This is a genomic window from uncultured Roseibium sp., assembly GCF_947496995.1.
GTDB lineage: Bacteria > Pseudomonadota > Alphaproteobacteria > Rhizobiales > Stappiaceae > Roseibium.
The window spans coordinates 721,113-746,687 of the sequence record NZ_CANMFD010000002.1 but is presented as its reverse complement, the minus strand read 5'-3'; the positions used below and the strand labels follow the sequence as shown (position 1 = coordinate 746,687).

At 61.4% G+C, this 25,575-nt stretch carries 24 protein-coding genes; 5 read left to right on the top strand and 19 right to left on the bottom strand.

The features are described from left to right. Positions 1 to 307: 307 nt before the first annotated feature. From Q1B40_RS11955 to Q1B40_RS11945, 3 genes are all read right to left on the bottom strand, one after another. Positions 308 to 1,627 (bottom strand): GNAT family N-acetyltransferase, encoded by a 1,320-nt coding sequence (locus Q1B40_RS11955; RefSeq protein WP_299814344.1) that lies wholly within the window; start codon positions 1,625 to 1,627, stop codon positions 308 to 310. A gap of 85 nt (positions 1,628 to 1,712) precedes the next feature. Next, the gene (locus Q1B40_RS11950) at positions 1,713 to 2,486 is read right to left on the bottom strand and encodes a glycerophosphodiester phosphodiesterase family protein (protein WP_299814341.1); all 774 of its coding nucleotides are present in this window, start codon (positions 2,484 to 2,486) and stop codon (positions 1,713 to 1,715) included. Positions 2,487 to 2,526: 40 nt separating this feature from the next. Beyond that, the gene (locus tag Q1B40_RS11945) at positions 2,527 to 2,991 is read right to left on the bottom strand and encodes a RidA family protein (protein WP_299814338.1); all 465 of its coding nucleotides are present in this window, start codon (positions 2,989 to 2,991) and stop codon (positions 2,527 to 2,529) included. A 317-nt stretch (positions 2,992 to 3,308) separates the two neighbouring features. Between Q1B40_RS11945 and Q1B40_RS11940 the strand changes: the two genes are divergently transcribed. After that, entirely contained in the window at positions 3,309 to 4,187 is an 879-nt protein-coding gene (locus Q1B40_RS11940; RefSeq protein WP_299814925.1) for a cell envelope integrity EipB family protein, read from the top strand. A gap of 37 nt (positions 4,188 to 4,224) precedes the next feature. Here the strand turns inward: Q1B40_RS11940 and Q1B40_RS11935 are convergent, their stop codons facing one another. The 3 genes from Q1B40_RS11935 to Q1B40_RS11925 are packed head-to-tail and all read right to left on the bottom strand — an operon-like array spanning position 4,225 to position 6,531. Next, complete coding sequence (locus Q1B40_RS11935; protein WP_299814923.1) at positions 4,225 to 5,520, bottom strand: DNA polymerase IV; 1,296 nt, start codon at positions 5,518 to 5,520, stop codon at positions 4,225 to 4,227. A gap of 50 nt (positions 5,521 to 5,570) precedes the next feature. After that, positions 5,571 to 6,239 (bottom strand): hypothetical protein, encoded by a 669-nt coding sequence (locus tag Q1B40_RS11930; RefSeq protein ID WP_299814335.1) that lies wholly within the window; start codon positions 6,237 to 6,239, stop codon positions 5,571 to 5,573. Then, a complete protein-coding gene (locus tag Q1B40_RS11925; RefSeq protein ID WP_299814332.1) occupies positions 6,232 to 6,531 on the bottom strand; it encodes a DUF3572 domain-containing protein in 300 nt (99 codons plus the stop codon). The genes Q1B40_RS11930 and Q1B40_RS11925 overlap by 8 nt, the downstream gene beginning before the upstream one ends. 139 nt (positions 6,532 to 6,670) lie before the next feature. On the opposite strand from Q1B40_RS11925, the gene Q1B40_RS11920 reads away from it, so the two are divergent. Then, positions 6,671 to 7,042: a response regulator gene (locus Q1B40_RS11920; protein WP_068410288.1), complete on the top strand. Its 372-nt coding sequence runs from the start codon at positions 6,671 to 6,673 to the stop codon at positions 7,040 to 7,042. Between the two features lie 559 nt (positions 7,043 to 7,601). On the opposite strand, the gene rpmG is transcribed toward Q1B40_RS11920, so the two are convergent. The 13 genes from rpmG to Q1B40_RS11855 form a co-directional block, all read right to left on the bottom strand. Next, entirely contained in the window at positions 7,602 to 7,769 is a 168-nt protein-coding gene (gene rpmG / locus Q1B40_RS11915) for a 50S ribosomal protein L33 (protein WP_094070346.1), read from the bottom strand. Positions 7,770 to 7,987: 218 nt separating this feature from the next. Continuing rightward, a complete protein-coding gene (locus tag Q1B40_RS11910) occupies positions 7,988 to 8,389 on the bottom strand; it encodes a RidA family protein (protein WP_299814319.1) in 402 nt (133 codons plus the stop codon). Positions 8,390 to 8,493: 104 nt separating this feature from the next. Further along, entirely contained in the window at positions 8,494 to 9,240 is a 747-nt protein-coding gene (locus Q1B40_RS11905; protein ID WP_299814316.1) for an NUDIX domain-containing protein, read from the bottom strand. Continuing rightward, the gene (locus tag Q1B40_RS11900) at positions 9,237 to 9,719 is read right to left on the bottom strand and encodes a DUF983 domain-containing protein (RefSeq protein WP_299814313.1); all 483 of its coding nucleotides are present in this window, start codon (positions 9,717 to 9,719) and stop codon (positions 9,237 to 9,239) included. Before Q1B40_RS11900 ends, Q1B40_RS11905 begins: the two co-directional genes overlap by 4 nt. Continuing rightward, positions 9,716 to 11,968, bottom strand: a complete 2,253-nt coding sequence (rnr, locus tag Q1B40_RS11895; protein WP_299814310.1) for a ribonuclease R — start codon at positions 11,966 to 11,968, stop codon at positions 9,716 to 9,718. The genes Q1B40_RS11900 and rnr overlap by 4 nt, the downstream gene beginning before the upstream one ends. A gap of 62 nt (positions 11,969 to 12,030) precedes the next feature. Next, entirely contained in the window at positions 12,031 to 14,727 is a 2,697-nt protein-coding gene (gene topA / locus Q1B40_RS11890; RefSeq protein WP_299814307.1) for a type I DNA topoisomerase, read from the bottom strand. 158 nt (positions 14,728 to 14,885) lie between these two features. After that, entirely contained in the window at positions 14,886 to 16,040 is a 1,155-nt protein-coding gene (dprA, locus tag Q1B40_RS11885; protein WP_299814304.1) for a DNA-processing protein DprA, read from the bottom strand. Further along, on the bottom strand, positions 16,037 to 16,702 hold the full coding sequence (plsY, locus tag Q1B40_RS11880) for a glycerol-3-phosphate 1-O-acyltransferase PlsY (protein ID WP_299814300.1): 666 nt from the start codon (positions 16,700 to 16,702) through the stop codon (positions 16,037 to 16,039). The genes dprA and plsY overlap by 4 nt, the downstream gene beginning before the upstream one ends. Positions 16,703 to 16,862: 160 nt before the next feature. Continuing rightward, positions 16,863 to 18,167: a dihydroorotase gene (locus tag Q1B40_RS11875; protein WP_299814297.1), complete on the bottom strand. Its 1,305-nt coding sequence runs from the start codon at positions 18,165 to 18,167 to the stop codon at positions 16,863 to 16,865. Positions 18,168 to 18,179: 12 nt separating this feature from the next. Next, entirely contained in the window at positions 18,180 to 19,145 is a 966-nt protein-coding gene (locus tag Q1B40_RS11870) for an aspartate carbamoyltransferase catalytic subunit (protein WP_299814294.1), read from the bottom strand. Positions 19,146 to 19,257: 112 nt separating this feature from the next. Further along, entirely contained in the window at positions 19,258 to 20,184 is a 927-nt protein-coding gene (locus tag Q1B40_RS11865; protein ID WP_299814291.1) for an AEC family transporter, read from the bottom strand. A 52-nt stretch (positions 20,185 to 20,236) separates the two neighbouring features. Then, complete coding sequence (gene ruvX, locus Q1B40_RS11860) at positions 20,237 to 20,722, bottom strand: Holliday junction resolvase RuvX (RefSeq protein ID WP_299814288.1); 486 nt, start codon at positions 20,720 to 20,722, stop codon at positions 20,237 to 20,239. A 68-nt stretch (positions 20,723 to 20,790) separates the two neighbouring features. Continuing rightward, positions 20,791 to 23,196, bottom strand: coding sequence for an EAL domain-containing protein (locus Q1B40_RS11855; RefSeq protein WP_299814285.1), 2,406 nt, complete (start codon positions 23,194 to 23,196; stop codon positions 20,791 to 20,793). Positions 23,197 to 23,435: 239 nt separating this feature from the next. On the opposite strand from Q1B40_RS11855, the gene Q1B40_RS11850 reads away from it, so the two are divergent. The 3 genes from Q1B40_RS11850 to Q1B40_RS11840 all read left to right on the top strand — a co-directional run bounded on the left by Q1B40_RS11850 (position 23,436) and on the right by Q1B40_RS11840 (position 25,530). Continuing rightward, entirely contained in the window at positions 23,436 to 24,140 is a 705-nt protein-coding gene (locus tag Q1B40_RS11850) for a metal-dependent hydrolase (RefSeq protein WP_299814282.1), read from the top strand. A 62-nt stretch (positions 24,141 to 24,202) separates the two neighbouring features. Then, a complete protein-coding gene (locus Q1B40_RS11845; protein WP_299814279.1) occupies positions 24,203 to 24,751 on the top strand; it encodes a cupin domain-containing protein in 549 nt (182 codons plus the stop codon). 74 nt (positions 24,752 to 24,825) lie between these two features. Then, on the top strand, positions 24,826 to 25,530 hold the full coding sequence (locus Q1B40_RS11840; protein ID WP_299814276.1) for a VIT family protein: 705 nt from the start codon (positions 24,826 to 24,828) through the stop codon (positions 25,528 to 25,530). Positions 25,531 to 25,575 lie beyond the last annotated feature (45 nt).

The following is a 25,575-nucleotide window of genomic DNA, read 5'->3' as shown; positions in this document are numbered from 1 at the left end:
GAGCCGGGGTCTTTCTCTCATTTATCTGATTTCAGGAGAGGTCCCGGCTCAGGGCCGGGACAGCGCGGTATATGTGGCGGGTGTCCGGTCTCGTTCCGGGGGAATAGCCGAGGGGGATGCGGGTTCGGGATCATCCGTATCCGCAGGCGGCCACCACACCCTGCATCCCTGGCCTTGCGCCGGAGTCTCTCTCGGCTTCGGTCGATCTCGGGAAAGGTCCCGGCTCAGGGCCGGTACGGCGCGGGAGGTGTGGGGGGAGTGCTACGCAAGCCGAGGCTATTGACGTTGCGGCGGAAGCTTTCCGCGTTCAGCCGTCTTTCCGGAAAGGCGCGTGCTCGGCGAGGGCGGCGTTTTCGTGCTCTACCGCGGCGCGCTCGTGTTCCAGGAAATCGGCGATCGCGTCGTGCAGGCCCTCATGGGCGATCCAGTGGGCGGAATAGGTGGTGGCGGGCAGGTAGCCGCGCGCCAGCTTGTGCGCGCCCTGCGCCCCGGCTTCCACGCGTTTCAGGCCGTGGGCGATGGCGAAATCGATGGCCTGGTAGTAGCAGAGCTCGAAATGCAGGAACGGATGGTGTTCCGTGCAGCCCCAGTTGCGGCCGAACAGCGTGTCCGAACCGATGAAGTTGAGCGCGCCGGCCACATACCGCCCATCACGTTTGGCCAGCACCAGAAGCGTGCGGTCGGCCAGCCGTTCGTTGATCAGCGAGAAGAATTCGCGGTTGAGATAGGGCCGGCCCCATTTGCGGCTGCCGGTATCCAGGTAGAAAGTGTAGAACGCGTCCCAATGGGCCTCGGTCAGGTCAGCGCCGGTGGCCCATTCCACCTCCAGGCCCTCGGCGCTCAGCGCTTCGCGGCGTTCCTTGCGGATGGCCTTGCGCTTGCGCGAGGCGAGATCGGCCAGAAAGCCTTCGAAACTGTCGTAGCCGTTGTTTTCCCAGTGGAACTGCTGGTCGGTGCGCTGCAGGTAGCCGAGTTCGCCGAGATGGTCCCATTCCGGTTTCGTCAGGAAGGTCGCATGGACGGAGGATGCGCCGGTCCGCTGGCAGACCTGAACCAGCCCGGCCGCCAGCGCCTGCATTCCGGCTTCCCGGTTGACGCCGGGCCCGGTCAGGAACCGTCTGCCCGTGGCGGGGGTAAAGGGCACGGAGACCTGCAGTTTCGGGTAATACTCGCCGCCCGCCCGGTGAAAGGCTTCGGCCCAGCCGTGGTCGAAGACATATTCACCCTGCGAATGGCTCTTCAGATAGGCGGGCACGGCGCCCAGAACCGCACCTGCATCGTCTTCCAGCAGCATGTGCCGGGGCAGCCAGCCGGTTTCGGCGGTGGCGCAGCCCGAGGCTTCCAGCGCTTCCAGAAACGCATGCGACAGAAAGGGGTTGAAGGCGGCTTCTTCGGCCAACGGCCCGGCATCGTCCGCCAGAGCGGCGGCCAGGTCGTCCATGCCGGAATATTGAGTGGCGTCTTTTTGCAGAACACCGCCATCCGTCATCTGCCAACCGGGATTGGCGACCCGGTCCCACGCCTCTGCGGAGACATCCTTCAGCGACGACAGGATGCGCAGGGTCACGGTCTGTTCCGCGCCTGCCGACGCCGGAGCCTTGCCGTCCTTGGAGGGGGATGAGGTCATGCGTCAGAAAGAACCACGATTTGAAACCATGACCGAAATGTAGCGCCGCCATTTTGCAGCGCAAGAGGCGCGGGCACGTCTTGCGTCAAATCGTGGGTTTTATGTCCGGATCGAAACCCTCGAAAACGATCTGGTCGGCATATTTCGCAGCCTTTTCGCGCTGCTCGCGGGTGCGCACCGTCCAGCACATGATCGGAAGCTTCCACAGCGTGTGCAGCAGGCTGGGCCCGGCCTTGGGCAGGTCCTTGATGCCGTAGGAGATGAAATGCGGCCTTGTGCGCGGCGCGTGCAGGATATGGCGCAGGATGAACCGGTCCATGCGGCCGTGCAGGCCGTATGTGGGGCCGGGTTCGGCCGCGTCCGCCACGATGCCGCGCAGGACGGAGGGGTTGTGGCTCCGGGCGATGGACAGCATGTCCGGGTCGAAGGTCTTGATCGCCGCCGCCCCCTTGTATGCCGCGACCTGGTCAATCACCCGGCGCACGAAGGCGCCCTGGGCGTCGCGGCGCAGCAGCGACTTGATCTCGATGACCAGCGGAACCTTGCCGTCGACAAGGTCGAACAGATCCTGCAGCAGCCACAGGCTGTTGGACCCGGTCTTCATGTGGATCCGAACCAGATCGCGCGCGGTCTGCTCGATGACCTTGCCGGTGCCCTCCGTCAGCCGGTCGAGCGTGTAATCGTGGAACACCAGCGCCTCGCCGTCGGCGGTCTCCTGAACGTCCACCTCGATGGCAAAGTCTTTCTCCACCGCGGCGGCGATGGCGGCAGGCGTGTTCTCGATGATGCCGTTGTCCGCATCGTGATAGCCGCGATGCGCGATCGGGCGGGCGAATATCGCCTGGAGGTCCGGGGTCATGGCTTGGGTCTTGGTCAAGAGGGAAGTGCCAGAAAGAAAATCAGTCCGCGATTTCGAAAATCGCCTCGATCTCCACGGCCGCGCCGAAGGGCAGGGAAGCCGCGCTGACGGCGGAGCGGGCGTGCCGGCCCTTGTCGCCCATGGCGTCCACCATGAAATCGGAAGCGCCGTTGATTACCTGCGGCTGCTCGGTGAAATCGGCGGTCGAATTGACGAAGCCGACGATCTTGACGAGACGCGCGGCTTTCTCGAGATCTCCGAGGGCGGCCTTTGCCTGCGCCAGAAGGTTGATGGCGCAGAGCTTTGCGGCCGCCTTGCCGTCATCGACGCTGACATCGGCGCCAAGCTTGCCGGTGACCTGGATCTTTCCGTCTTTCATCGGCAATTGGCCGGAGATGAAAAGCTGGTTGCCGGTTCTGACGAAAGGAACGTAATTGGCTGCGGGCGCTGCGGCCTCCGGCAGGGTGATCCCGAGGTCGGAAAGGCGGGCTTCTACGGTGCTCATGAGGGGTCTCCGCGCTGGTGTGTCTCGTTGAATTCTGCTGTCCGCAGGCCTATGTGAGGTTGTCCGGTGTCTTGGCGTAATTCGCCGGACCTGACAAGGCCAAATTCTTCGTCGTCGCGGCAAGGAAGCTGTGGAGGAGGCGGCATCGGCCTGCCGGAAAATGCCGCTTCCGGTATATTCGTGCGAGATATGCCCCGCACCTGAAGTTTTCACGCGCGGCTGTTCATTCGCTCTGGCGAAACAGGCGGTTTGCCGCATAATGTCCGGCACGGGCCCTCGCGGCTCTCGAGTGTCCGGGCGAATAAGAGGTTTGATTGATGCAGTGCGTTCCCAAGTCCGTATCCCTGACCTTCCGGGGTGTGCTGCTGGCTCTTGCCGCCTCGTCCGTCGCGGCGAGCGGGGCTGTCGCCGGAAACATGGGATCGGCCGCGGCTTATAAGCTGGTGCCCCACCGGGCCGTCTACGACATGAAGCTCGGCGACATGGAAGAGCAGTCCGGCATCGCGGGACTGAACGGGCGGATGGTCTATGACTTTTCGGGCAGCGCCTGCGAAGGCTACAGCGTCAATTTCCGCTTCGTGACCGAGTTTCAGGACGCCAACGGCGGTTCGCAGATCACCGATCTTCAGACCACCTCCTTCGAAGAGCCAAAAGCTGCAGGCTATCAGTTCCTGTCGAAGACCTTCGTCGACCAGGAACTGGTCGAGGCAACGCGCGGCACGGCGCGCGCGGGCACCGGCACGAAGACGGTCGAACTGAAGGAGCCTTCGGAAAAGTCACTTGAAATCGGCCGCGAGGTGCTTTTTCCCACCGAACATCTTCTCGCGGTGCTGAAATCAGCCGACGAGGGCGTGCATTTCCTGGCGGCCGACATCTATGACGGCGCGGAAACCGGTGAGAAGGTCTATGCCACCACAACGGTGATCGGTTCCAGAACGCTCAGCCCGGTCAAACCCGGAGCAAAAGGGCCGGAAGCGCCGCTGTCAGGGCTGCATTACTGGCCGGTGACCGTGGCTTATTTCGATCCGGCCGAAGAGAACGCCAGCGGCGAACTGCTGCCCGTCTATCAGCTGTCCTTCTGGCTTTACGAGAACGGCATCAGCGGCAAGCTGAAACTCGACTATGGCGACTTCACCATCCAGGGCCAGATGACGGCGCTGGAACTCTATGACGAGGTCGAGTGCCCCCGGCATTAGGGACCTTCCCGGCAGGTGCCGTAGCCTGACGGTAGAGTCAGGTCTTTCTTGATTTTTCCGCCATCTTGGCCGCATGGGTCAGGCCGAGTTCAACAGCCGATTTACCGAATTTGTCCCGCAGCCGGTCAACGGCCAGTTCGGCGTTCTTGCGCCGCTCGGCGGACTGATCGAGAAGATCCTTCGGGTCGGCGCGTTCGGCAGGCTCCAGGTCGCTGACGCCGATGCCGATCAGCCGGAATTTCCGGCCGTCGGTTTCGATTTCAAGCAGGGCCTCGCCGGCGGCGTAAATCCTGTCGGCAAGCTGCGTTGGATCAGCCAGATGCCGTGCGCGCGTGGTGGTCTTGAAGTCGGCCGTCTTCAGCTTCAGCGTTATTCCGCGCCCGCACAGCTCCGATTTCTTCAACCGGGCGGAGACCTTTTCCGACAGGCTGCGCAGGATCGGCCGCAGCGTGTCCAGATTGGAAATATCCGTCCGGAACGTCGTTTCCGACGAGACGCTCTTCGCGCCCCGGCCCGGTTCGACGGAGCGCGTGTCCTCGCCGTTGGAAAGCTTGGCAAGACGCAGTCCGATCGAGCCGTAGCGGCGCGCCAGATCCACGGAGTCCATGGTCTGCAACTGGCCGATGGTACGGATCCCGTCTCTTTCCAGTTTCTGCTGAAACACCTTGCCGACACCCCAGATACGGCCGACGGGCATTGCCGCCAGCACGGCTTTCGCTTCCCCCGCGCCGATCACCGAAAAGCCGCGCGGTTTTTCAAGTTCTGACGCCAGCTTTGCCAGGAATTTGTTCGGCGCCAGGCCGACGGAGGTGCTGATGCCGATGTCCCTTTCCACATCGCGGACAAATTTGGAGAGCGTTTCGGCCGGTGTCGCGTGGTGAAGGCGCTGTGTTCCCGTCAGGTCGAGAAACGCCTCGTCGATGGAAAGAGGCTCCACCAGCGGCGTCAGCGCACGCATGCGTTCGCGGATTTCCTTGCCCACGCGGGCGTATTTCTCCATGTCTGGCTTGATGACCACGGCATCGGGACAGGCTTCCAGCGCCTTGAACATCGGCATGGCGGAGCGCACGCCGTAGATGCGGGCGATGTAGCAGCAGGTCGAGACGACCCCGCGCTGGCCGCCGCCAACGATCACCGGCTGGTCGCTAAGCTCCGGATTGTCGCGCTTTTCAATGGCCGCGTAAAAGGCGTCGCAGTCGATATGGGCAATCGACAGCATGTCGAGTTCCGCATGCCGCACAAGCCGGGGGCTGCCGCAGGACGGGCAGCGGGGGGAGGCCGACTTGAAGCGGTTGCCGCAGTCCCGGCAAAGGGCTCGATTTTCCGGAACCATATGGATCACAACAGGGGCTGGCGGGGAGGTTTGCAGCCCCGCTTGAGTCATTACTGGTCCAGAATACCGCTGATGAAGGCCGCCGTCTCCTGCCAATCGCCCGTCACGAGATCAATATGGCTTTCCTGCAGCAGCGATCCCCGGAACCGGGCATCGGCGACGAACTGGATCTGGGTGGCTGCAGGCAACGAGGCGCTCACCGAGCTGTGGTTGGTCGGGCTGTCGTCGATGAAGACGAAGGGGCCGGGGCGCCCGGCGGCAAGTGCGGCGACCGCGCCGCCCTTGGGGCCGGAATTGGCAAGCACCGGATAGGGGATACCCATGCCCGACAGCAGTTTTTCGCGCTGCGGCTTGTTGTGACCGCCGGGCAGATTGGTCAGCAGCACGATTTCCCAGTCCCGCGAAAGGTCGCGCAGGGCGGCATCGGCGCCCGCAACCATGTCCTGCCGATGGCTGGTTTCATCGAAAAAGGCCAGCAGGTGTCGGCGCACATCGTCCGCCGGGAGCGTGGTTTGATCCGCCTTGCGGCCGATATTGCCCGTCAGCCGGTATTCATGCTTCAGAAAGGCAAGATCCCGTGCATCCAGATAGGCTTCCAGGTGAGTGATGAAGTGAAGGATCACCTCGTCGACGTCGCAGATGATCAGCGGCCTGTCGACAACGGGAAGAGCGTGGATCTGCTCCAGAACCTCCGGCAGGACCGGCGTGGGTTCAGGCATGGTCTTCCTGCCCTCCGGCAAGGGCATACCGCGCGGCGGCCATCATGGTCGGCCTGACACCGGCATTTTCGCAAAATGCCAGCAGGAGCGCTTCATCCATCATGTAGAATTCAAGCACTCCGGCCAGAAAACCGGGCTCTTGCGCCGCTTCCCTGATCACTTCCGGCCCGATACCGGACATGGCGAGAAAACGCCCGACTTGTTCCGGATCCCGGCTGAGCTGCAGAAGTGCTTCCGTGGCGATACCTTGCGCTTCTTCAACGGACAATGACTTCGCCTGTAGATTTTTCATTGTGTTTTTTTGCCTTTCTGAAACGATTCCGGGTTAGAACAAACCTAATGTAGGCCGCACGAAGGTTCTACCGCGGACAATAAAACGCCGCGAGAATGATAATTGGGACCGGCTTTCTGCCGGATAAAGGGCCGGAAATATGGCGAAAACCGTGTTGATCGTAGAAGACAACGAGCTGAACATGAAGTTGTTTCATGATCTGCTCGAAGCACACGGTTACAATACCTTGCAGACCCGCACCGGGATTGAAGCTCTGCAACTGGCCCGTGAAAACCATCCGGATCTGATCCTGATGGACATCCAGTTGCCTGAAGTCTCGGGGCTCGAAGTCACCAAGTGGATCAAGGAAGACGAGAATATCGCCTCGATCCCGGTCATCGCGGTGACGGCTTTCGCCATGAAGGGCGATGAAGAACGGATCCGCCAGGGCGGCTGCGAAGCTTACATTTCCAAACCGATTTCTGTGGCGAAGTTTCTGGAAACAGTGCGCGCCTACCTGGGCGAAGCCTGAGCCGGGACTACCCGCAGCCGTGTTCCGGCGAAAGAATTCCGCAAGGTTTCGTACGAGCGCAAGTATGCGGTCACGGTCTCCGATGCGGCGAATCAAAGTGTCGCGCCTGCCTCGACGGTCATATTAAGGTTACAGATTTACTAAGATCATATTGTTCCTGTGCAAATTTTTTGGAAAGTGTTGCATTCAGGTTGCAATAGGGTAGTGTGACCTCAGATTGGGGATAACCCCGATGGTTTATTTGGCGAGGGCGCTGCTGCCGTCGTGACTATCCAGACATGAAGATACCCCTCGGAGTGCTCAGGTCCGCCGCATCTCCTGGGTCCGTGGGGCAGGTCGGCAGGGAACCGGCCGAAGAGTGGCCTCCTCGAATGCCGTGTTCCCGCCGACCACTTTTTTCCGCCATATCCGTCTGAAATGAGCCTGGAGGCCCGGCCTCCGGGTCGTCAGGTTGTATTTATTTGGACGGTTCCCGTGGTGGTCGTCACGCCGGGCCGGCGGGGAAACGAAAAACCCGCCGGAAAGGCGGGTTCTTGCAAACACAGTCTGAAAGCCGGATCTACTTGATCTTGGCTTCCTTGAACTCGACATGCTTCTTTGCAATCGGGTCGTATTTCTTCTTGACCATTTTTTCGGTCATCGTGCGGGAGTTCTTCTTGGTGACATAGAAGAATCCGGTGTCCGCCGTGGAGAGCAGCTTGATCTTGATTGTTGTCGCCTTGGCCATGGCCTTGGATCCTGTTCCTTGTTGTAGAGCATAGGGTTCTTGCGGCCAGATGGCTGGCGGTGAATCTGCCCCGATGTCTGAAATCAGCGCGAAACCTACTCATCGGTGCGTGAAAGTCAAGCGCTCCCTGCCGTTCGCGGCATGATTTGATGGATTGAGAGGAAAAAACACCGGGGTGGAGCGGGGCACGCGGTCCGCATCCGTCCACCGGCTTTTGCTTACGCGAGCTTTGGAGACCGGCAGGCAACCGCCTTGATCTCCACGATAGCGCCTTCCCGGACAAATCCGTTGACCTCTATCGCGGTCCAGGCCGGATAGGGCTCTTCGACAAATTCCGCCCGGATTGCCTTGAACATCTCGAGATGAGACCGCAGACCGACGTGATAGCTCGTCATGTCGACAAGCGCACCATAGCTGAGGCCGTCTTTTGCCAGCACCAGTCCAACCTTTCGGAACGCGTTGCGGATCTGCGTCTCCGGATCCTTCGGCAGGTCTCCATTTGGCTCCGCGCCGGTGAAACCGGTCAGGAATATAAAGTCGCCGCAGGCAAGGCCCGGAGACATCTTCCAGTCCGTGTAGTAGGGCTTCAGTTCTTCGGGAACGACCGCGTGCATTTTCATGAGAAAAGCTCCTGATTTTCCGGATTCAACGCATCATGCGTCAGTATGGAAGACCGGGCGGTGAAAGTCTCGGGTTTTCAGAAGAATGCCCTGCGGATGGTAGCCTAGATAAGCGTCCGCTTGAAGCCGCCCTTGCGGAAGAAGTAGTAGGGGACGGGAGTTGTCGGCGACAGGTCGGGGTCTGTCTCCAGACGCTCTTCCAGGTCGGCGAGGATCCTGGTGGTGATCATCGGCAGTTCCTTGCCGCGCGCCTCTTCCAGGGTGAGCCAGGCGCAGTCCTCCAGCTCTCCGGAGGGTCCCTTGCCGTCCGGCAGGCTGTCGGCGACAGCATCGGCCCAGACGGCCAGGAAACGCGTGTCGAAGCGGCGCGGGCGCTGCGGTGGCGTGATCGCCCGGGCGATCATGCGCATGCCGCCGAGATCCGGCTGGATGCCCCGTTCCGCGAAGGCTTCAAACCCGCTGCCCAGATGGAGAGCCGCACCGGTCGATTTTTTCCCGATGAAAAGACCGGCTTCTTCGTATGTCTCGCGGATCGCCGCCAGCGCGAGGGCCCGGACGCGGGCCGCAGATTTGACGTTCTTCAGATCCTCGGAAAGCTTTGCCTCGACGTCAGGATGATAGGGGGCAACATTCGTAATCCGGGAATCGGACGGATCGACGCGCCCGCCGGGGAAAACGAACTTACCCGGCATGAAGGCATGCCGCATGTGACGCCGTCCCATCAGCAGGCGGACGTTGCCGTCGTCTTTGCGGTCGAGAATAAGCAGCGTCGCGGCGTCGCGCGGCCGGATGTATGGGTAATTACCGGCCTGTTCGTCTTTAGCCAGCTGCTTCTCGAACGATCCGCTCATGAGAGCCTTTCGACAATGGCGGGCGAGGGCGCCGGAACCACCGGCAGGTCGTCCTCCGCGTCCGGATCGAAGCCATGCATGTAAAGCGCCCACTGTAGCCCGATCAGGGCGCCCTTGATGGGACGCATGAGGACGAGGGCGAGAATGATCGTCAGCGGCAACCAAAGGCTCATGTGGATCCATATGGCCGGGTGCCACAGGACTTCCACCGCCAGCAGCGCCGGAATGATGATGTGGCCGACGATGGTGATCGTGAAGTAGGGCGGGGCGTCGTCGGCGCGGTGATGGTGGAACTCCTGCCCGCAATGGGAGCAGGCATGGGCGTTCTTCAGGAAGCCTTGAAACACCTTCCCCTGGCCGCAATTCATGCATTTGTTGGCCGCACCGCGCAGCATCGCCGCCAGGACCGGGCGCGTCGGCTTGGTGCCGGTCAGCTCCGCTGCATCCGGAATGGCATTTGTCTCATAGCGAACCGTCACGAAGACCTCCTGCGTCTGTGTTTGGCTGGCGAGGTCTTTGTACGTCCGCCTTTCGGCGGTCCGCGTCGGGCCTTGGGGGCCGCTTTCCGGATTTGCTTGCCGCCTATGCGGCCGTGACTGATCAGTTCGAATGTCAGCGATCCGGCAAACGGTGCGGCATCGACGAGTCTGACCTCTACCTGATCGCCAAGTTGGTAGGTCTCTCCGGTTTTGTCACCTATCAGCGCGTGCGACCCTTCGTCATAGCGGTAATAGTCGAGACCGATGGTCGAGGCCGGCACGAAGCCGTCCGCCCCGGTATCCTGAAGGCGCACGAAAAGGCCGGATTTCACCACTCCGGCGACCCGGCCCTGGAACGTGGCGCCGATCTGATCGCTCATCCACAGGGCAATCAGCCGGTCTATCGTGTCTCTCTCGGCCAGCATGGCGCGGCGTTCGGCCGCGGATATTTCCGCTCCGATCGCGTCGAGTTTGCTCTCGATGCCGTCCGGCAGCCCGTCTTTGCCCAATCCGAGGGCCGAGATCAGGCCCCGGTGGACGAGAAGATCGGCGTAGCGGCGGATCGGCGAGGTGAAATGCGCATAACGGCGCAGGTTCAGCCCGAAATGGCCGATGTTCTGGGGCGCATATTCCGCCTGTGCCTGACTGCGCAGCACCACCTCGTTGACGAGATGCGCATGCGGCGTGTCCTTCACCTTCGACAGGATGTTGTTGAAGGCGGACGGACGCAGGCCGCCGGAAGAAGGCAGCTTCATGTTGAGCGTGGTGAGAAAGTCCTTCAGGGCTTCCAGTTTCTCGGGCGTGGAGGCATCGTGAACCCGGTAGAGCAGGGCGGTCTTCTGCTTTTCCAGCGTTTCCGCGGCGGAAACGTTTGCCTGGATCATGAACTCCTCGATCAGCTTGTGCGCATCCAGGCGCTCGGGCACATAGACGTGATCGACGGTGCCGTCTTCCTTCAGCTTTATCTTTCGTTCGGGCAGATCGAGATCCAGCGGTTCCCGGTCGTCCCGGCCCCTCTTCAGCACCTCATAGGCTGTCCAGAGCGGCTTCAGGACGCCCTCCAGAAGCGTTTCGGTCTTCTCGTCCGTGACGCCGTCAATGGCCTTCTGAGCCTGAATGTAGGACAGCTTCGCGGCCGAGCGCATCAGGACACGGTGGAAAGTGTGCCTGAGCTTGCGGCCGGACTTGTCGAACACCATGCGCACCGCGAGCGCCGGCTTGTCTTCCTTTTCCCGGAGCGAACAGAGCTGGTTGGAAATCCGCTCCGGCAGCATCGGTATCACCCGGTCGGGAAAATAGACGGAGTTGCCGCGCAGGCTGGCTTCCCGGTCCATCGGCGAACCGGGCGTCACGTAATACGCAACATCGGCGATTGCGACATAGGCGATATAGCCGCCTTCGTTCTGCGGGTCTTCATCCGGTTCCGCGAAAACCGCGTCGTCATGATCCTTGGCGTCGGGCGGGTCGATGGTGATGAGCGGGATCTTGCGCCAGTCCTCGCGCTTGCCGAGCTTGTCGACCGGCTCGGCTGTCTCTGCCTGAGCCTCGACGCTTGCGGGAAAGACATGAGGGATGCCGTGCGACTGAAGGGCGATCTCCGAGATCGCCTTTTCCGACTTCATCGTGCCGAAGCGTTCGACAATCGCGGCCAGCGGATGGCCGTAGCGTCCGGACCGTGTCACCTGAACGCTGACGAGGTCGCCGTCACCGGCGTCCTTGAGATCGGCTGCATCGACATCCAGCTCGCGCTGCTTGCGGTCGATCGGCTCCAGATAGGGGGGACGGTCTCCGTCGCGTTTCCTGAGAATGCCGAGGATCGCTCCCTGGCGTTTTTCCAGCACCTTGATGACCCGGGCTGCGTGTGTCGCTTCCCCGCCGGTCTCCGCCTCGGTCAGACGGATCAGCGCCCGGTCGCCGACGCCCGGCTGTGTGGCCTTGGTCTTGCCGGTCAGGATAAGGATTTTCGGCGGATCGCCCGCTTCCGCGTCCCAGTCCACGGGAACGCCGAGCAGCTCACCATCCCGGTCCCGCTCCACCAGACTGGCGACGAACACCGGCGGCATGTCGCCGGGCCGGATCATTTTCTTGTTGCGCTTTTCAAGAAATCCCTCTTCGGAGAGGTCCTTGAGCATTTTCTTCAGGTGAATGCGGGCACCGCCGATGATGCCGAAATGGCGGGCGATCTCGCGCTTGCCCGCACGCCCCGGGTTGTCCGCCACAAAGGCGAGGATGTCCTCGCGGGAGGGCATCTCCCCGGGGACCTTTGCGTGTTTCCGACTTGTGTGCTTTCGCGGGTTAACTCGTTTTGCGCTCAAGACGCATCATCCCAGGGAACTTCACCGGACGAAGCATCGACAGGGGTCTTGGCTGTCTTTTTCGCCCCGGTTTTTTTGGCTGCCGTCTTGGTGGTCGCCGCTTTCTTGGTTGCGGTTTTCTTGGCTGCCGGCTTTTTCGCAGCCGTTTTCTTGGCGGCGGTCTTGCCTTTGCCGCCCTTCGAGGCCTTGGCCGCGATCAGTTCGAGCGCCTGTTCCAGCGTCACCGCCGTGGGGTCACTGTCCTTGGGCAGCGTCGCGTTGATCTTGCCGTGTTTGACATAAGGCCCGTAACGCCCGTCATAAACATTGATCGGGCCGCCGTCCGGGTGCTCGCCAAGTTCCTTCAGCGGCGTTGCAGCGGACCGGCCACCGGTCTTGGCGCGTTTTTCAGCCAGGGCATCGACCGCGCGGTTGATGCCGACGGAAAACACCTCGTCCGGCGACGAAAGATTGGCGTAGGTGCCCTCATGCAGGACGAAGGGTCCGTAGCGGCCGATACCGGCGCTGATCATCTTGCCGTCTTCGGGATGCGGTCCGACCTCGCGGGGCAGCGACAGGAGTTGCAGCGCCTTTTCCAGATCGAGATCCGCCGCCGACCAGCCCTTGGGCAGGGAGGCGCGTTTGGGTTTGGCTTCCTCGCCGAGCTGCACATAAGGACCGAAGCGTCCGGTGCGAAGCGATACATCCACCCCGGTTTCCGGATCCTGACCGAGGACTTTCGGGCCCTCGTCGCCTTCTCCGTCTTCACCGTTCGGCTTGCCCAGCTGGCGGGTAAAGCTGCATTCCGGGTAGTTGGAGCAGCCGATGAAGGCGCCCCAGCGGCTGACTTTCAGGGACAGCTGGCCGGTTTCGCAGGTGGGGCACTTGCGCGGGTCGGAGCCGTCTTCCTTGGCCGGGAAAATATGCGGGCCCAGCAATTCGTTCAGGGAGTCGATGACCTGGGAAACGCGCAGGTCCTTGATGTCGTCGACCGCGCCGGAAAAACCTTTCCAGAAATCGCGTAGGACCTCCACCCAGGAAAGTTCACCGGCGGAGATCTTGTCGAGCTGTTCTTCAAGACTCGCGGTGAAGTCGAATTCCACGTAACGCTGGAAAAAGCTTTCCAGGAAGGCGGTGACGATGCGGCCCTTGTCCAGCGGAATGAGCTGCTTCTTCTCCAGTTCGACATAATCCCGGTCGCGCAGGGTCTGCAGCGTGGAGGCATAGGTGGAGGGCCGGCCGATGCCGAGTTCTTCCATCTTCTTCACCAGGCTTGCTTCCGTGTAGCGCGGCGGCGGCGTGGTGAAATGCTGGGAAGCTTCGATTGCCTTGGTTTCTCCGGCGACGGAGGCTGCGCTCAAGGCAGCGCCTTCGTCCACGGCGGGCAGGCGTTTGGAGCTTTCGTCCTCGTCGTCGTCGCGCCCTTCCTGATAGAGCGCCAGAAATCCATCGAACCGGACAACCGAGCCGGTGGCGCGCAGGTTGGCGCGTTTGCCGGAACCGTCCGCCAGGATCTCGATGGTGGTGCGTTCCAGAACGGCAGATTCCATCTGCGACGCCATGGTCCGTTTCCAGATCAGTTCGTAGAGCTTGGCCTGGTCCGGATCGAGGAAGCGGGCAACGTCCTTGGGACGGCGGGACAGATCCGTCGGGCGGATCGCCTCGTGAGCTTCCTGGGCGTTTTTCGCCTTGGTGGAATAGATGCGCGGTTTTTCAGGAACGTATTTGTCGCCGAAATCCTGACCGATGACGGAGCGGGCAGCGTCGATGGCCTCGGCGGCGATCTGCACACCGTCGGTACGCATATAGGTGATGAGACCGGAGGTCTCGCCGCCGATGGACACGCCTTCATAGAGTTTCTGCGCCACCTGCATGGCCCGCGAGGCGGCAAAGCCGAGCTTGCGCGAGGCTTCCTGCTGAAGCGTGGAGGTGGTGAACGGAGCCGCCGGATTGCGCCTGGCCGGCTTCGATGCCACGCTGTCGACCTTGAAGCTGGCGCGTTCCAGCATGGTCCTGATCGCGGTGGCATCCGCCTCGTTGGTGATGTCGAGACGACCGATCTTCTTGCCGTCGAAACCGGTGACGCCGGCCTGGAACATGTCGCCGGCCGGAGTTTTCATGTTGGCGAGGATCGACCAGTATTCCTGCGGACGGAAGACCTCGATTTCCATTTCCCGGTCACAGATCAGCCGCAGGGCGACCGACTGCACGCGGCCTGCCGAGCGCGCGCCCGGAAGCTTGCGCCACAGCACCGGTGACAGGGTGAACCCGACCAGATAATCAAGGGCGCGGCGCGCCAGATAGGCATCGACCAGCGGCACGTCAAGTTCGCGCGGGTTCGCCATGGCTTCCAGAATCGCCTTCTTGGTGATCGCGTTGAACACCACCCGTTCGATCTGCTTGCCTTTCAGCACCCGCTTTTTTTGCAGCACTTCAAGAACGTGCCACGAAATGGCTTCCCCTTCGCGGTCGGGGTCGGTCGCGAGAATGAGGCGGTCGGCATCCTTCACCGCGGCGGCGATCTCTGAAAGACGCTTCTGGGATTTGCCGTCGACCTGCCAGGTCATCGCGAAATCTTCGTCCGGCTTCACGGATCCGTCTTTCGGCGGCAGGTCGCGCACATGACCGTAGGACGCCAGAACCGTGTAATCGGACCCGAGATATTTGTTGATCGTCTTGGCTTTCGCCGGAGATTCCACGATGACGACGTTCATTATTACCCAAATTATTTTTGCCGGAGACGGGACGTCCGCCCGGTGGAGAACATTATTTTTATGGCGAGACGATCACGGATCACACGCCGTGTGTCAAATGGACCTTTGAACCTTTCCGGTCAACCCGTCCGCTCGCTATACCGGTTATCCACCGGGATTCAGACCGAATTCGGTCCCCAAAGCAGGGCGGAAATCCTGTTGCCGCGATGGCGCTCGATCTTTCCTGCCAGCTCCAGTTCCAGCAAGATGACGTGGATCGAACGGGTATCTGCGCCCAGGAAGCGGATCAGTTCGTCAAGATCGACAGGTGCCGGCCCCAGGGCCGAAAGCACTTTCTGCCGCAATTCGTCATCCGGGTTCGGCGGCGGCGAAGGGGCGTCCCGGTCATCTTCCAGAAGCCGTTGCTGAAGGGGCAGGGCGGGTTCCAGCCGCCCGGAGAGGCTTTCCAGAACGTCTCCGGCCGAGGTCACCAGGGTCGCGCCCTGACGAATCAGCCCGTTCGCGCCTTCCGAGCGCGGGTCGAGGGGAGAACCCGGAACGGCGAATATCTCCCGGTTCTGCTCGAGCGCGTAGCGGGCGGTGTGCAGGGACCCTGACGCCTTGGCAGCCTCGATGACGATGACACCCAGGGAAATTCCGGAAATCAGCCTGTTGCGCCTGGGGAAATCGCGGCCGCGCGGTTTCCAGCCCAGAGGCATCTCGCTGATCACCGTGCCGCCCCTGTCGAGGATCGCGGCCAGCAGCCGGTCATGTTCAGGCGGATAGAGTATGTCGATGCCACCGGCGAACACCGCCACGGTGCCGGTCGCAAGGGCCGCCTCGTGGGCAGCCCCGTCGATGCCGCGCGCCAGCCCCGAGACGATGATAAAACCCTGCTCGCCGAGATCCTGCGCGAACCGTGCCGCCAGTTTTCTCCCCGAAAGCGAGGCGTTGCGCGCGCCCACGATCCCGAGCGCTTTCGGCTGTGCCAGGATGGGGCCACCCTGAACCGAAAGAACCGGCGGCGGGCCGTCGATATGCCTGAGATGCGGCGGGTAGCCGTCTTCACCGAACGCGATGAGCTCCGCGCCTCGCGCGCGGTGAGCCGCCAATTCCGCCTCCGCATCTTCCAGGGAACACAGCCGGTAGCTTTTCTTGCCGCCGCGCCGGGAAAGTTCCGGCAGAAGGTCCAGTGCCCGCTCGGCGGACCCGGCATGGTCGAGCAGGTCGAAAAATGTCGCCGGTCCGATATTTTCCGACCGTATCAGCCGCAGCCACGAAAGACGCTGGGCGTCGGAAAGCCGGGGCGTCTTATACCGATCAGATATGTTCACCTGTCCGTGCCGTCCGATGCGGATGCGGGGTCTGGCGCGGGGTTGGCTTTGGAACCGATCCTGCTTTCCTGGCCGCGCAGCAGCCGGCCGATATTCTCATGATGTTTGGCCCACAAAAGAACACCCAGAAGCACGAACATTTCCGCCATCTGGAACTGGTGGAAAGCGAAATACAGCAGGATCGGGGTGGCGAGGCTCGCCGTCAGCGCGGAGAGCGAGGAAAAGCGGAAGAGAAATGCCATGGCGATCCAGATCGCCGCGGCCAGCAGGAACATGGGCCAATAAAGCCCGAGCAGGATGCCAAGATATGTCGCGACACCCTTGCCGCCCTTGAATTTGAGCCAGATCGGAAACAGATGGCCCAGAAAAGCTCCGAGGCCGGCAATCAGGGCCATCTCCTGGCCGTACATTTGCCCGACGATCAGAACCGCTGCGGTTCCCTTAAGGCCATCGCCCAGCAGGGTTGCCGCAGCCAGGGACTTGCGGCCCGTGCGCAATACGTTGGTGGTGCCGATATTGCCCGAGCCGATCTTGCGGATATCGCCGAGACCCGCCATCCGGGTGACGATCAATCCGAACGGGATGGATCCGAGCAGATAACCGAAGGCAAGGGCTGCCAGATAATAGGGCCAGGCAAATGCCCAGCTGATCGGATCAGGCACGCGGTTTCCCCCCTGAAGGCACATGGTTTCGGCGTCAAGCCATGGAATATTCCGGCATCCATGCCGTGTTACCGCGCCGTGTGCAATTGTTGTCTGGCGCAATGTAACGGCATGAATTGCCGGATCAAGTCCGGCAAACACGAAACCGGAGAGCGTCGGCCTATTGGGCGTGATTGTAGACAGTTTTTCCGGCAACCACCGTGCGGAGCACCCGTCCCGAAAACCGTGCATCCACGAAGGGTGAGTTCTTGGAGCGGGAGCGGATCGCGCTTTTTTCCAGAACCCAGGGGCGGTCGAGATCGAAGATGGTGATGTCCGCCGGAGCGCCCTTGGCCAGACGTCCGGTTTCCAGCCCGAGCCGGTCCGCCGGGCTGCTGGTCATGGTGCGAAGAAGGGTGATCAGATCGATCTCGTCGGAATGATGCAGCCGCAGCGCAGCGGCGAGCAGGGTTTCCAGACCGATGGCGCCGTCTTCGGCTTCCGCCCAGGGATGCCGCTTGGTTTCCACGTCCTGCGGGTCATGGTTGGAACAGATGATATCGATGGTTCCGTCGGCGACGGCTGCGACCATCGCCAGCCGGTCGTCTTCATCGCGCAGCGGCGGTGACATCTTGAAGAAGGTCCGGTAGGCGCCGATGTCGTTTTCGTTATGGGTCAGATGATTGATCGACACCCCGGCGGTGATGTCCAGCCCCCGGCTCTTGCCGGTACGGATGACGTCGGCGCTGTCTGAGGTGGAGATCAGGTTCGCGTGATATTTGCCCTTGGACATGCCGACAAGGCGCAAGTCGCGTTCCAGCATGATGATCTCGGCTTCGCGCGAGACCCCGGAAAGGCCTTTCCAGCTTGCGTTGAGGCCGGCATTCATGACGCCGCCGGCAAGGTCGGGGTCCTCGGTGTGATGAATGACAAGCGCATCGAAGTCGCGGGCATAGGTCATCATGCGGCGCATGACCTGCGCATTCTTGACCGACTTGTGGCCGTTGGTGAAGGCGACGGCTCCTGCTTCCTGAAGAAGCCCGATCTCGGCCATTTCCTCACCTCTAAGCCCCTTGGTCAGGGCCGCCAGCGGCAGAATGTTTACGCTGGCCGTATCGCGCGCCCGCCGCAAAATGAAATCCACCAGCGCCGGATCGTCGATGACCGGATCCGTGTCCGGCATGATGCAGATGGTGGTAACGCCTCCGGCGGCCGCGGCCTGGGAGGCGCTTGCCAGGGTTTCCCGGTGTTCCGCGCCCGGTTCGCCGACAGAGACGCACATGTCGATCAGGCCCGGACAAGCGATTGCGCCCTTGCAGTCGATGATGTCCGCGCCGTAGGGAGCGCCCTGATTGGCAGCTTCCGGTCCGGCGGCGAGGATCGTTCGATCGGCGATGATGATCGAGCCGTGCGCGTCCATTCCGCGCGCCGGATCGATCACTCTGGCGTTGGAGAGAACCAGAGGTTTGGGTGCATCGTGAGCCACTGTTGCAGTCCTCTAGTTATTCGGCAGGTTGGCTGCGAGCGCTTCCAGAACGGCCATGCGCACCGCCACACCCATTTCGACCTGCTCGCGGATGAGGCTCTGCGCGCCGTCCGCAATTGAAGCGTCGATCTCCACACCCCGGTTCATCGGGCCGGGATGCATCACCAGCGCATCGTCCTTGGCATAGGCGAGTTTCTCCGCGTCGAGACCGTAATAGCGGTAGTACTCGCGCACCGACGGCACGAAGGCACCGTTCATGCGTTCGCGCTGAAGACGCAGCATCATGACGATATCCGCGCCCTCGAGGCCCTTGCGCATGGAGTTGAAGACTTCAACGCCCATTTTCGCGATTCCCGAGGGGAGCAATGTCGAAGGCGCGACCACGCGCACCCGCGCTCCGAGCGCATTCAGGAGAATGATGTTGGAACGCGCCACCCTGGAATGGGCGATGTCGCCGCAGATCGCCACGGTCAGCCGGGCGATCTTGCCCTTGTGGCGGCGGATGGTCAGGGCGTCCAGCAGCGCCTGGGTCGGGTGTTCATGCGGCCCGTCGCCTGCATTCACCACCGAACAGCCGACCTTGCGGGCGAGCAGATGCACGGCGCCCGCCGCGTGGTGGCGCACCACCAGAAGATCCGGATGCATCGCGTTCAGCGTCGCCGCCGTGTCGATCAGCGTCTCGCCCTTTTTGACCGAGGACTGGGACACAGCCATGTTCATCACATCCGCACCGAGCCGTTTTCCGGCCAGCTCGAAAGAACTTTGCGTGCGGGTGGAGTTTTCGAAGAAGAGATTGATCTGGGTGCGGCCCTGGAGGACGAGCCTGCGCTTGTGGATCTGGCGGGAAACCTCGACGGCTTCTTCGGCACGGTCCAGAAGGCCCAGAATTTCGTGGGGGTGAAGACCCTCTATGCCCAGCAAATGACGATGGGGATAAGGGTTGTCTCGATGGGTGTCTTTTACGGTCATCGAGATCATGCCTATAGGTGGAATCGCGCCCGCGCACAAGACAGGAATTCAGCTCGTGCCCACTGTCCACACGCTTGCTAATTATTTGAACGGATGGACAAAAGCAGAGGCTGCGTAAAGGTCAGGTGAACAGAAGCATGGCCAGGGGAATTGTCACTGTTGCGGCAAGGGTTTGCAGCGTGATGATCTCCCCCATCAGTTTCGCGTCGCCGCCCATCTGCCGGGCCAGGAGATAGGCGTTGCTGGCGCAGGGAACCGAACTGGCAATGACGACCACCACGAGCGCGTCACCGGTCACGCCGAACAGCCACGCGAACCCGAAGGCAAGAGGCGGCATCAGGAGGGGGCGCAGAAAGGTGCCCATGGTGAGCGCGGGCCCCGGTCGGCGCAGCGATCCGAGATCGAGCCCGGCGCCGACGCAAATGATCCCGATAGGCAGCGCCGCGCGCGAAAAGATCTCCAGCGTGTCGTCAATAACGAAGGGCAGGGTGATCCCGCTGAAATTGAAGACGAAACCTGCCCCGATGGAGAGCATGAACGGATTTGTGTAGAGGTCTTTCAGGATCTTCGCCACGCTGGGCGCGGTTGTTCCGGCATAATGCAACAGGACCAGAATGCTGGCGACATTCAGCGGAGGGATCATGAAAACCATCGCAACCGCGAGCATGGCAAGGCCTGCTTCTCCGGCGACATTGTCGGCGATCGCAAGAGCGATCATACCGTTCCAGCGCAGAGTGCCCTGAAATATCGACGTGAACCGCTCCGGCGCGATGCCCCAGATACGCTCTATCGCGGGGCGGACCGCAAGCAGGAGCAGCGCCATCAGCGTAATCGACGCCAACAGGCTGAGACCCATGTTGAGCGTGGGAAAGCTGCTGAAATCGGCCTGGGCAATAATCCGGAACAGGACGGCGGGAAACAGCACGTAATAGGCGAGTTTCTCGATGCCCCGCCATTGGTCTCCGGTGATCAGGCCGATCCGTGCGATCAGATAGCCGCAAGCAATCACCAGAATAACCGGAACCAGGGCGGCAAGTGTTGTCAGCATCGAGGACTATTCAGCTTGGCTAGGGGGCAGGGACAGGTGACCAAAGGGCGGTTCAGGTTTCAAGACCCATGAAACCGAGCCGGTCCAGGAAGCCCTGCAGGATATAGGCGGCGGCCATCTTGTCGACGACTTCGGCACGTCTGGCGCGGCTTGAGTCGGCTTCCAGAAGGGTCCGCGTCACCGCCGCGGTCGACAGGCGCTCGTCCCAGTATGTGATCGGCAGATCGGTCTTCTGGGCCATGTTGCGGGCAAAGGCACGGGTTGCCTGGGCGCGCGGCCCCTCGCTCCCGTCCATGTTCAACGGCATGCCGAGAACCATGCCGCCGATCTCGTGCTTGCCGCAGATCTGCAGAAGCTTTTCCGCGTCCTGCGTGAATTTCTTCCGCCGGATCGTCTCCAGGGGCGAGGCAATTCCACGTCCGAGGTCGGACAGGGCCAGACCGATGGTTTTCGTGCCGAGATCAAGGCCGATCAGCCGCGTGTTGTTCGGGATGGCGGCGAGGAAGTCTTCTAGAGAAAGTGCGGAGTCATTTGCCATGGCGAGGCTTTATCAGGACGGCAGCGTTTGTTCCAGCGCGAATGCAGCCGCGAGCAATAAGCCTGTTTCTAGACGGCTTCGGACTCCGGCTTCAGGTAGGCGTGACCCGAACTGCTGTTCTGAAGGTCAAGCCAGGACATCAGCTCGCGAAGAGGCAGCGCGCCGGTGAAGTAGCGCCCCTGGAGGGCGTTCGCGCCCAGATGTGTTGCGAATTCTGCCTGGCTTTGTGTCTCGATACCTTCCGCGACGGTCTTGCAGCCCAGCTTCTCCGCCATGTCGATCGTCGAGGCGAGGATAGTCCGGATGCGTGGATCCACGCTCGCTCCGGCGATCAGGGAATGGTCGAGCTTGAGATAATCGACCGGAAGACCGGCGAGGCGGGTGATGTTCGAATAGCCTGTGCCGAAATCGTCGATCGAGACCTTGTATCGAAGGTCGTGGAGACGCGTGAAGGTCGAGAGCGCGCGCTTTTCCGATGTGAACAGGGCATCTTCGGTCACTTCGATCTCCAGCCGCGCGCTGTCGAAGCCAACGTCGGAACGGATTGTCTCGAGCGTGTCGATGAAATCGGGTGAAACGAAATGGTTCGAGCCGATGTTGACCGACATCCAGAGGTCGTGACCCTCGTTCAGGATTTGCGCATGATCCTTCATCGCCTGACCGACGACCCATTCGCCCAGACGGTTCATCGCGTTCGATGCCCCGAGCATGGGGATCCAGTATTCAGGCAGTAGATAACCAAGTTCTGGATGGTTCCAGCGAACGAGCGCCTCGACGCTGACCACTTTGCGCCGGGTGGTGCAAATTTTCGGCTGGTATTCCAGAAACAGCCGGTCGTCTTTGATCGCCGATATGAGGTCGCGCCGGATTTCCGCTGCCGATTGCCTGTCGATCTCCGGTGAAAAGACATGCATCCGGTTCTTGCCCGCGCGTTTGGCGTGATACATGGCAACGTCCGCACGTTTTGTAAGATCTTCCAGCCTCTGGCCATGTTCGGGAAACCGGGCGCAGCCGATACTCGCGCTCGCGGGAATGCTGAGTTCGGGGCTCGAAGCTGCAAGGGCCGCAAGAACACGCTCCAGAAAGGCCTGGATGCGGGGCTCGGACACCAGGCCCTGTATCAGCATGATGAATTCATCGCCGCCGATGCGAGCGACCAGGGGTGGCGCAATCGTGCCGTCGGGCACCGCACTGTCCAGATGCAGGCTGTCAGCCATTTCCAAAAGCGTTTGTGCGCAAGCCTTCAGATGCAGGTCACCGGCATGATGGCCATGCAGATCGTTGACTTCCTTGAAGTTGTCCAGGTCGATCAGCGCGACGATGCCGCCACGGTCCGGGTCGTGCGCTTCCCTCAGGATCGGTTCTGCAACGGATTGCAGATGGTCGCGGTTGGGCAGTCCGGTGACGTGATCGCTGTAGGCAAGCCTTTCTATCTGCTCGCCCGCCCGTGTCATGCGGGAGACCATTGTGTTGTAGCTCTCGCAGTAGTCGGCGATTTCCCTGAAGCGGATCAGGCCACTGCGTGGTTTGACGGGGGTCAGCTTCTGGTGTCGGGCGCTGGTATGCGTCGCCCGTGCCAGGTCCTCGAGCGGCCTCGACAATGACCGTGCCAGGAGCAATCCGATGGCGATCGTCGCCAGGACGGCGCCGCCGATAATGAGCAGCAGGGAGGACTGGTTCGTAGCGACCTTTTCGTAGATTTCAGAAACCGGTTGCGCAACCATCACGCCCCATCCCGGGCCTGGTACCGACGTGAAACCGGCGATCATCTCCTTGTCGACCGCGGGGGAGAAGAATTCCGCGATGCCGGTTTCGCCGTTCATCATGCGTGCGACTATCGGGATCTGCGAGATGTTCTTCCGGGTGTCGACCCATTCCTGCCTTGGGTGGGCGATCACCGTGCCTGACCGGTCGACAATGGCGGCGTGGCCTTTCTCGCCGAAAATGATGCTCTGACTGAGGTTCTTGAAATAGGCCGACGAGATCTCGGCGATTGCGTAGTGGTTCTCCAGTTCCCGGATCAGAAAGACACATGTGCGATTGTCCTTCGACGCCATGACATCGGAGTAGACCGGCATGTCCGTGCGGGCGATCTTCTTCAGGTCGGCGAACAGGTCCGGCGGCACCTGGTGAACGATGCCGGACCCGGACGTCCAGATGCCACCGGTCACCCTACCGTCTGTCTTGTCTGCAAGGAACACGCAGCACATGTCGAACTGGGTCAGAAGGCCGGCAAGTTCGTTCGGGCTCTGGCCGCGAACCAGGCTCGATGTCACCGTCTTGAAAGTGGTGACGAGATTGCGCTGATAGCGGTCCAGTGCAAAGCCTGTTTCGCGGGCAAGAAGCAGGTGCCTGTCCTCGACCTCGGCAAATTCCCGTGACACCGCATCGCGATAGGACCAGATGCTGAAAATGAGGGTCGGCAGAAGTGTTGCAATCAGCAAGAAGAAGACGAGATAACTCCTGATCTTCATTCCGAAATCCTCTCCCCAGCCGACTCGGATACAGAAGTTGCCATCTTGCAATTTCAGGCGGCGTGCCCTCTATTTCGGAGAGGCCCTGCATGCGCTCCGCGCAGGCAAGTATTTGATACCGCTTCGTGCAACCGTATCAAAATTGCATAAATGATAACATCGACAAACTTCGCAGTGTCATTTTTAGGGTGAAAACCGATCCAGGGTCTGCTTGGTCTGAACTGAGGTAACGTGAACAAATGAAACTTACATGGTATGGCCATTCCGCATTCAAGATCGAAATCGATGGCGCGTCTATCCTTATCGACCCGTTCCTGACGGGAAATCCGTCCTTTCCGGACAGCCTGAGCGTTGACCGGGTTGCTGAGGGCGTGACCCATCTGGTCCTGACGCACGGGCACGACGACCACATCGGCGATTCCATCGAGATCCTGAAGAAAACCGGTGCGCAGCTGACGGCAAATTTTGAAATCTGCATGTGGGCGAACCGCCAGGGCGTCGAAAATTTCAGTCCGATGAATACCGGCGGCAAGGTTGATGTCGGACCGTTCGCCGTCGCGCTGACACGGGCGGACCATTCGTCCTCCAAGCAGACGGACGGTGAAGCCATCTACCTTGGCAATCCGCACGGCGTGATCATCGAGGCGCCCGGTGAAAAGGTTCTCTATCACATGGGCGACACCGACATCTTTTCCGACATGGCGCTGATCAACGAGATCTATAAGCCGCAGATCGGCCTGGTTCCCATCGGCGACCGTTTCACCATGGGCGCGCGAACGGCGGCGATGGCCTGCAGCCGGTATTTCGAATTCGAGACGATCCTGCCTTGCCACTTCGGCACGTTCCCGGTCCTCGACCAGACATCTGATGCTTTTGCCCGGGCGCTTGGCGACGCCTCCGGCGCACTTAAGACAATTGCGCCCGGTGACAGTATCGACGTATGAGAGTGAGAGGTCGGCAAGACGTGCACATCTGACCGGCCGACGCGTTTTCGGAAGAGATCATCATGTCCTGGACCAAGTATCCCATCTGCCTTGGCTTTGCCCTTCTGCTGGCCGGATCGCCCGCTCAGGCGGCCGACAAGTCGATCACCCCCGACGGCAAACCTGCGCCCTCGCAACCGGCCGCAAAACCCGGTTCCAAGGCAGCGATGGAGGCGGAAACCGCGGCGAAATTGCCTTATTCCAAGGTGGAGGAGGTGTTTTCCGGCGATGAGACAGTCGCCGGGGAAAAAGTTGCCTTTCCGCAGGACAATCCGTCGGTCAAGGCGCTGGTTGTGACGATGGAGCCGGGTGAGAAGACCGAATGGCATCAGCATCACGCGCCGCTCTTCGCCTATATCCTGGAAGGCGAGGTCACGGTGACCTACGAGGAACTCGGCAAGAAGGTCTATCGCCAGGGTGAGGGCCTTCTGGAAGCCATGGACTTTACCCACCGGGGTGAAAATACCGGCACCGGACCGGCGCGCATTCTGGCCGTGTTCCTGCTCGGCGACGGCGGCAAGCCGACTGTGATCGAGCCGGCTCCCGGTGACGACAAGGCCAGGGTGGAATAGGCGCTTTCTAACCTGACGAGCTTTGTTACGCACGGCATGCTCAAGCGCCCAATTCAAATTCGAAAGACAGAAAAATGCCAGAAGCGTCCGCACATCCGGGGGAACCTCACTACATCACGCGCAGCGGCTGGCTGCGGGCCGCGGTTCTCGGCGCGAACGACGGGGTTGTGTCGGTCTCGTCCCTCATCATCGGCGTCGCAGCGGCCAATCCGGATCCGGGCACGGTCGTGATTGCGGGCATTGCCGGGCTCTCGGCAGGCGCAATGTCGATGGCGGCGGGCGAATATGTTTCCGTCTCATCCCAATCGGACACGGAAAAGGCCGATGTCTCCAGGGAAAAGAGTGCCTTGCAGGAGTTCCCTGAAGAAGAACTGGCCGAGTTGGCCGCCATCTATCAGGAAAAAGGGCTGAGCGAGAAGACAGCCCTCGTGGTTGCCAGGGAACTCACCGAAAAAGATGCGCTTGCTGCGCATGTTCGCGACGAACTCGGCTTGTCCGAGGCGCACGCGGCCAACCCGCTTCAGGCGGCGTTTACCTCCGCCGTGACGTTCAGCGTTGCCGCGGCGATACCTTTGCTGGCGGCTTTTGCCGCCCCCGCAAATTCGATTATTCCGGTGGTCCTTGTCGTCACCGTCATCGCCTTGGCGGCGCTTGGCGCGCTGGGCGCCAGGGCGGGCGCGGCACCCGTTTTGCGGGCCACTCTGCGCGTGGTGGTGTGGGGCGTCTTCGCAATGGCGGTTACGGCGGGCGTGGGCTGGCTCTTCGGCGTCGCTGTCTGAGCCGCGCCCGTATCCTGAATCACTTCACCGCCACCGTGTTCGCGG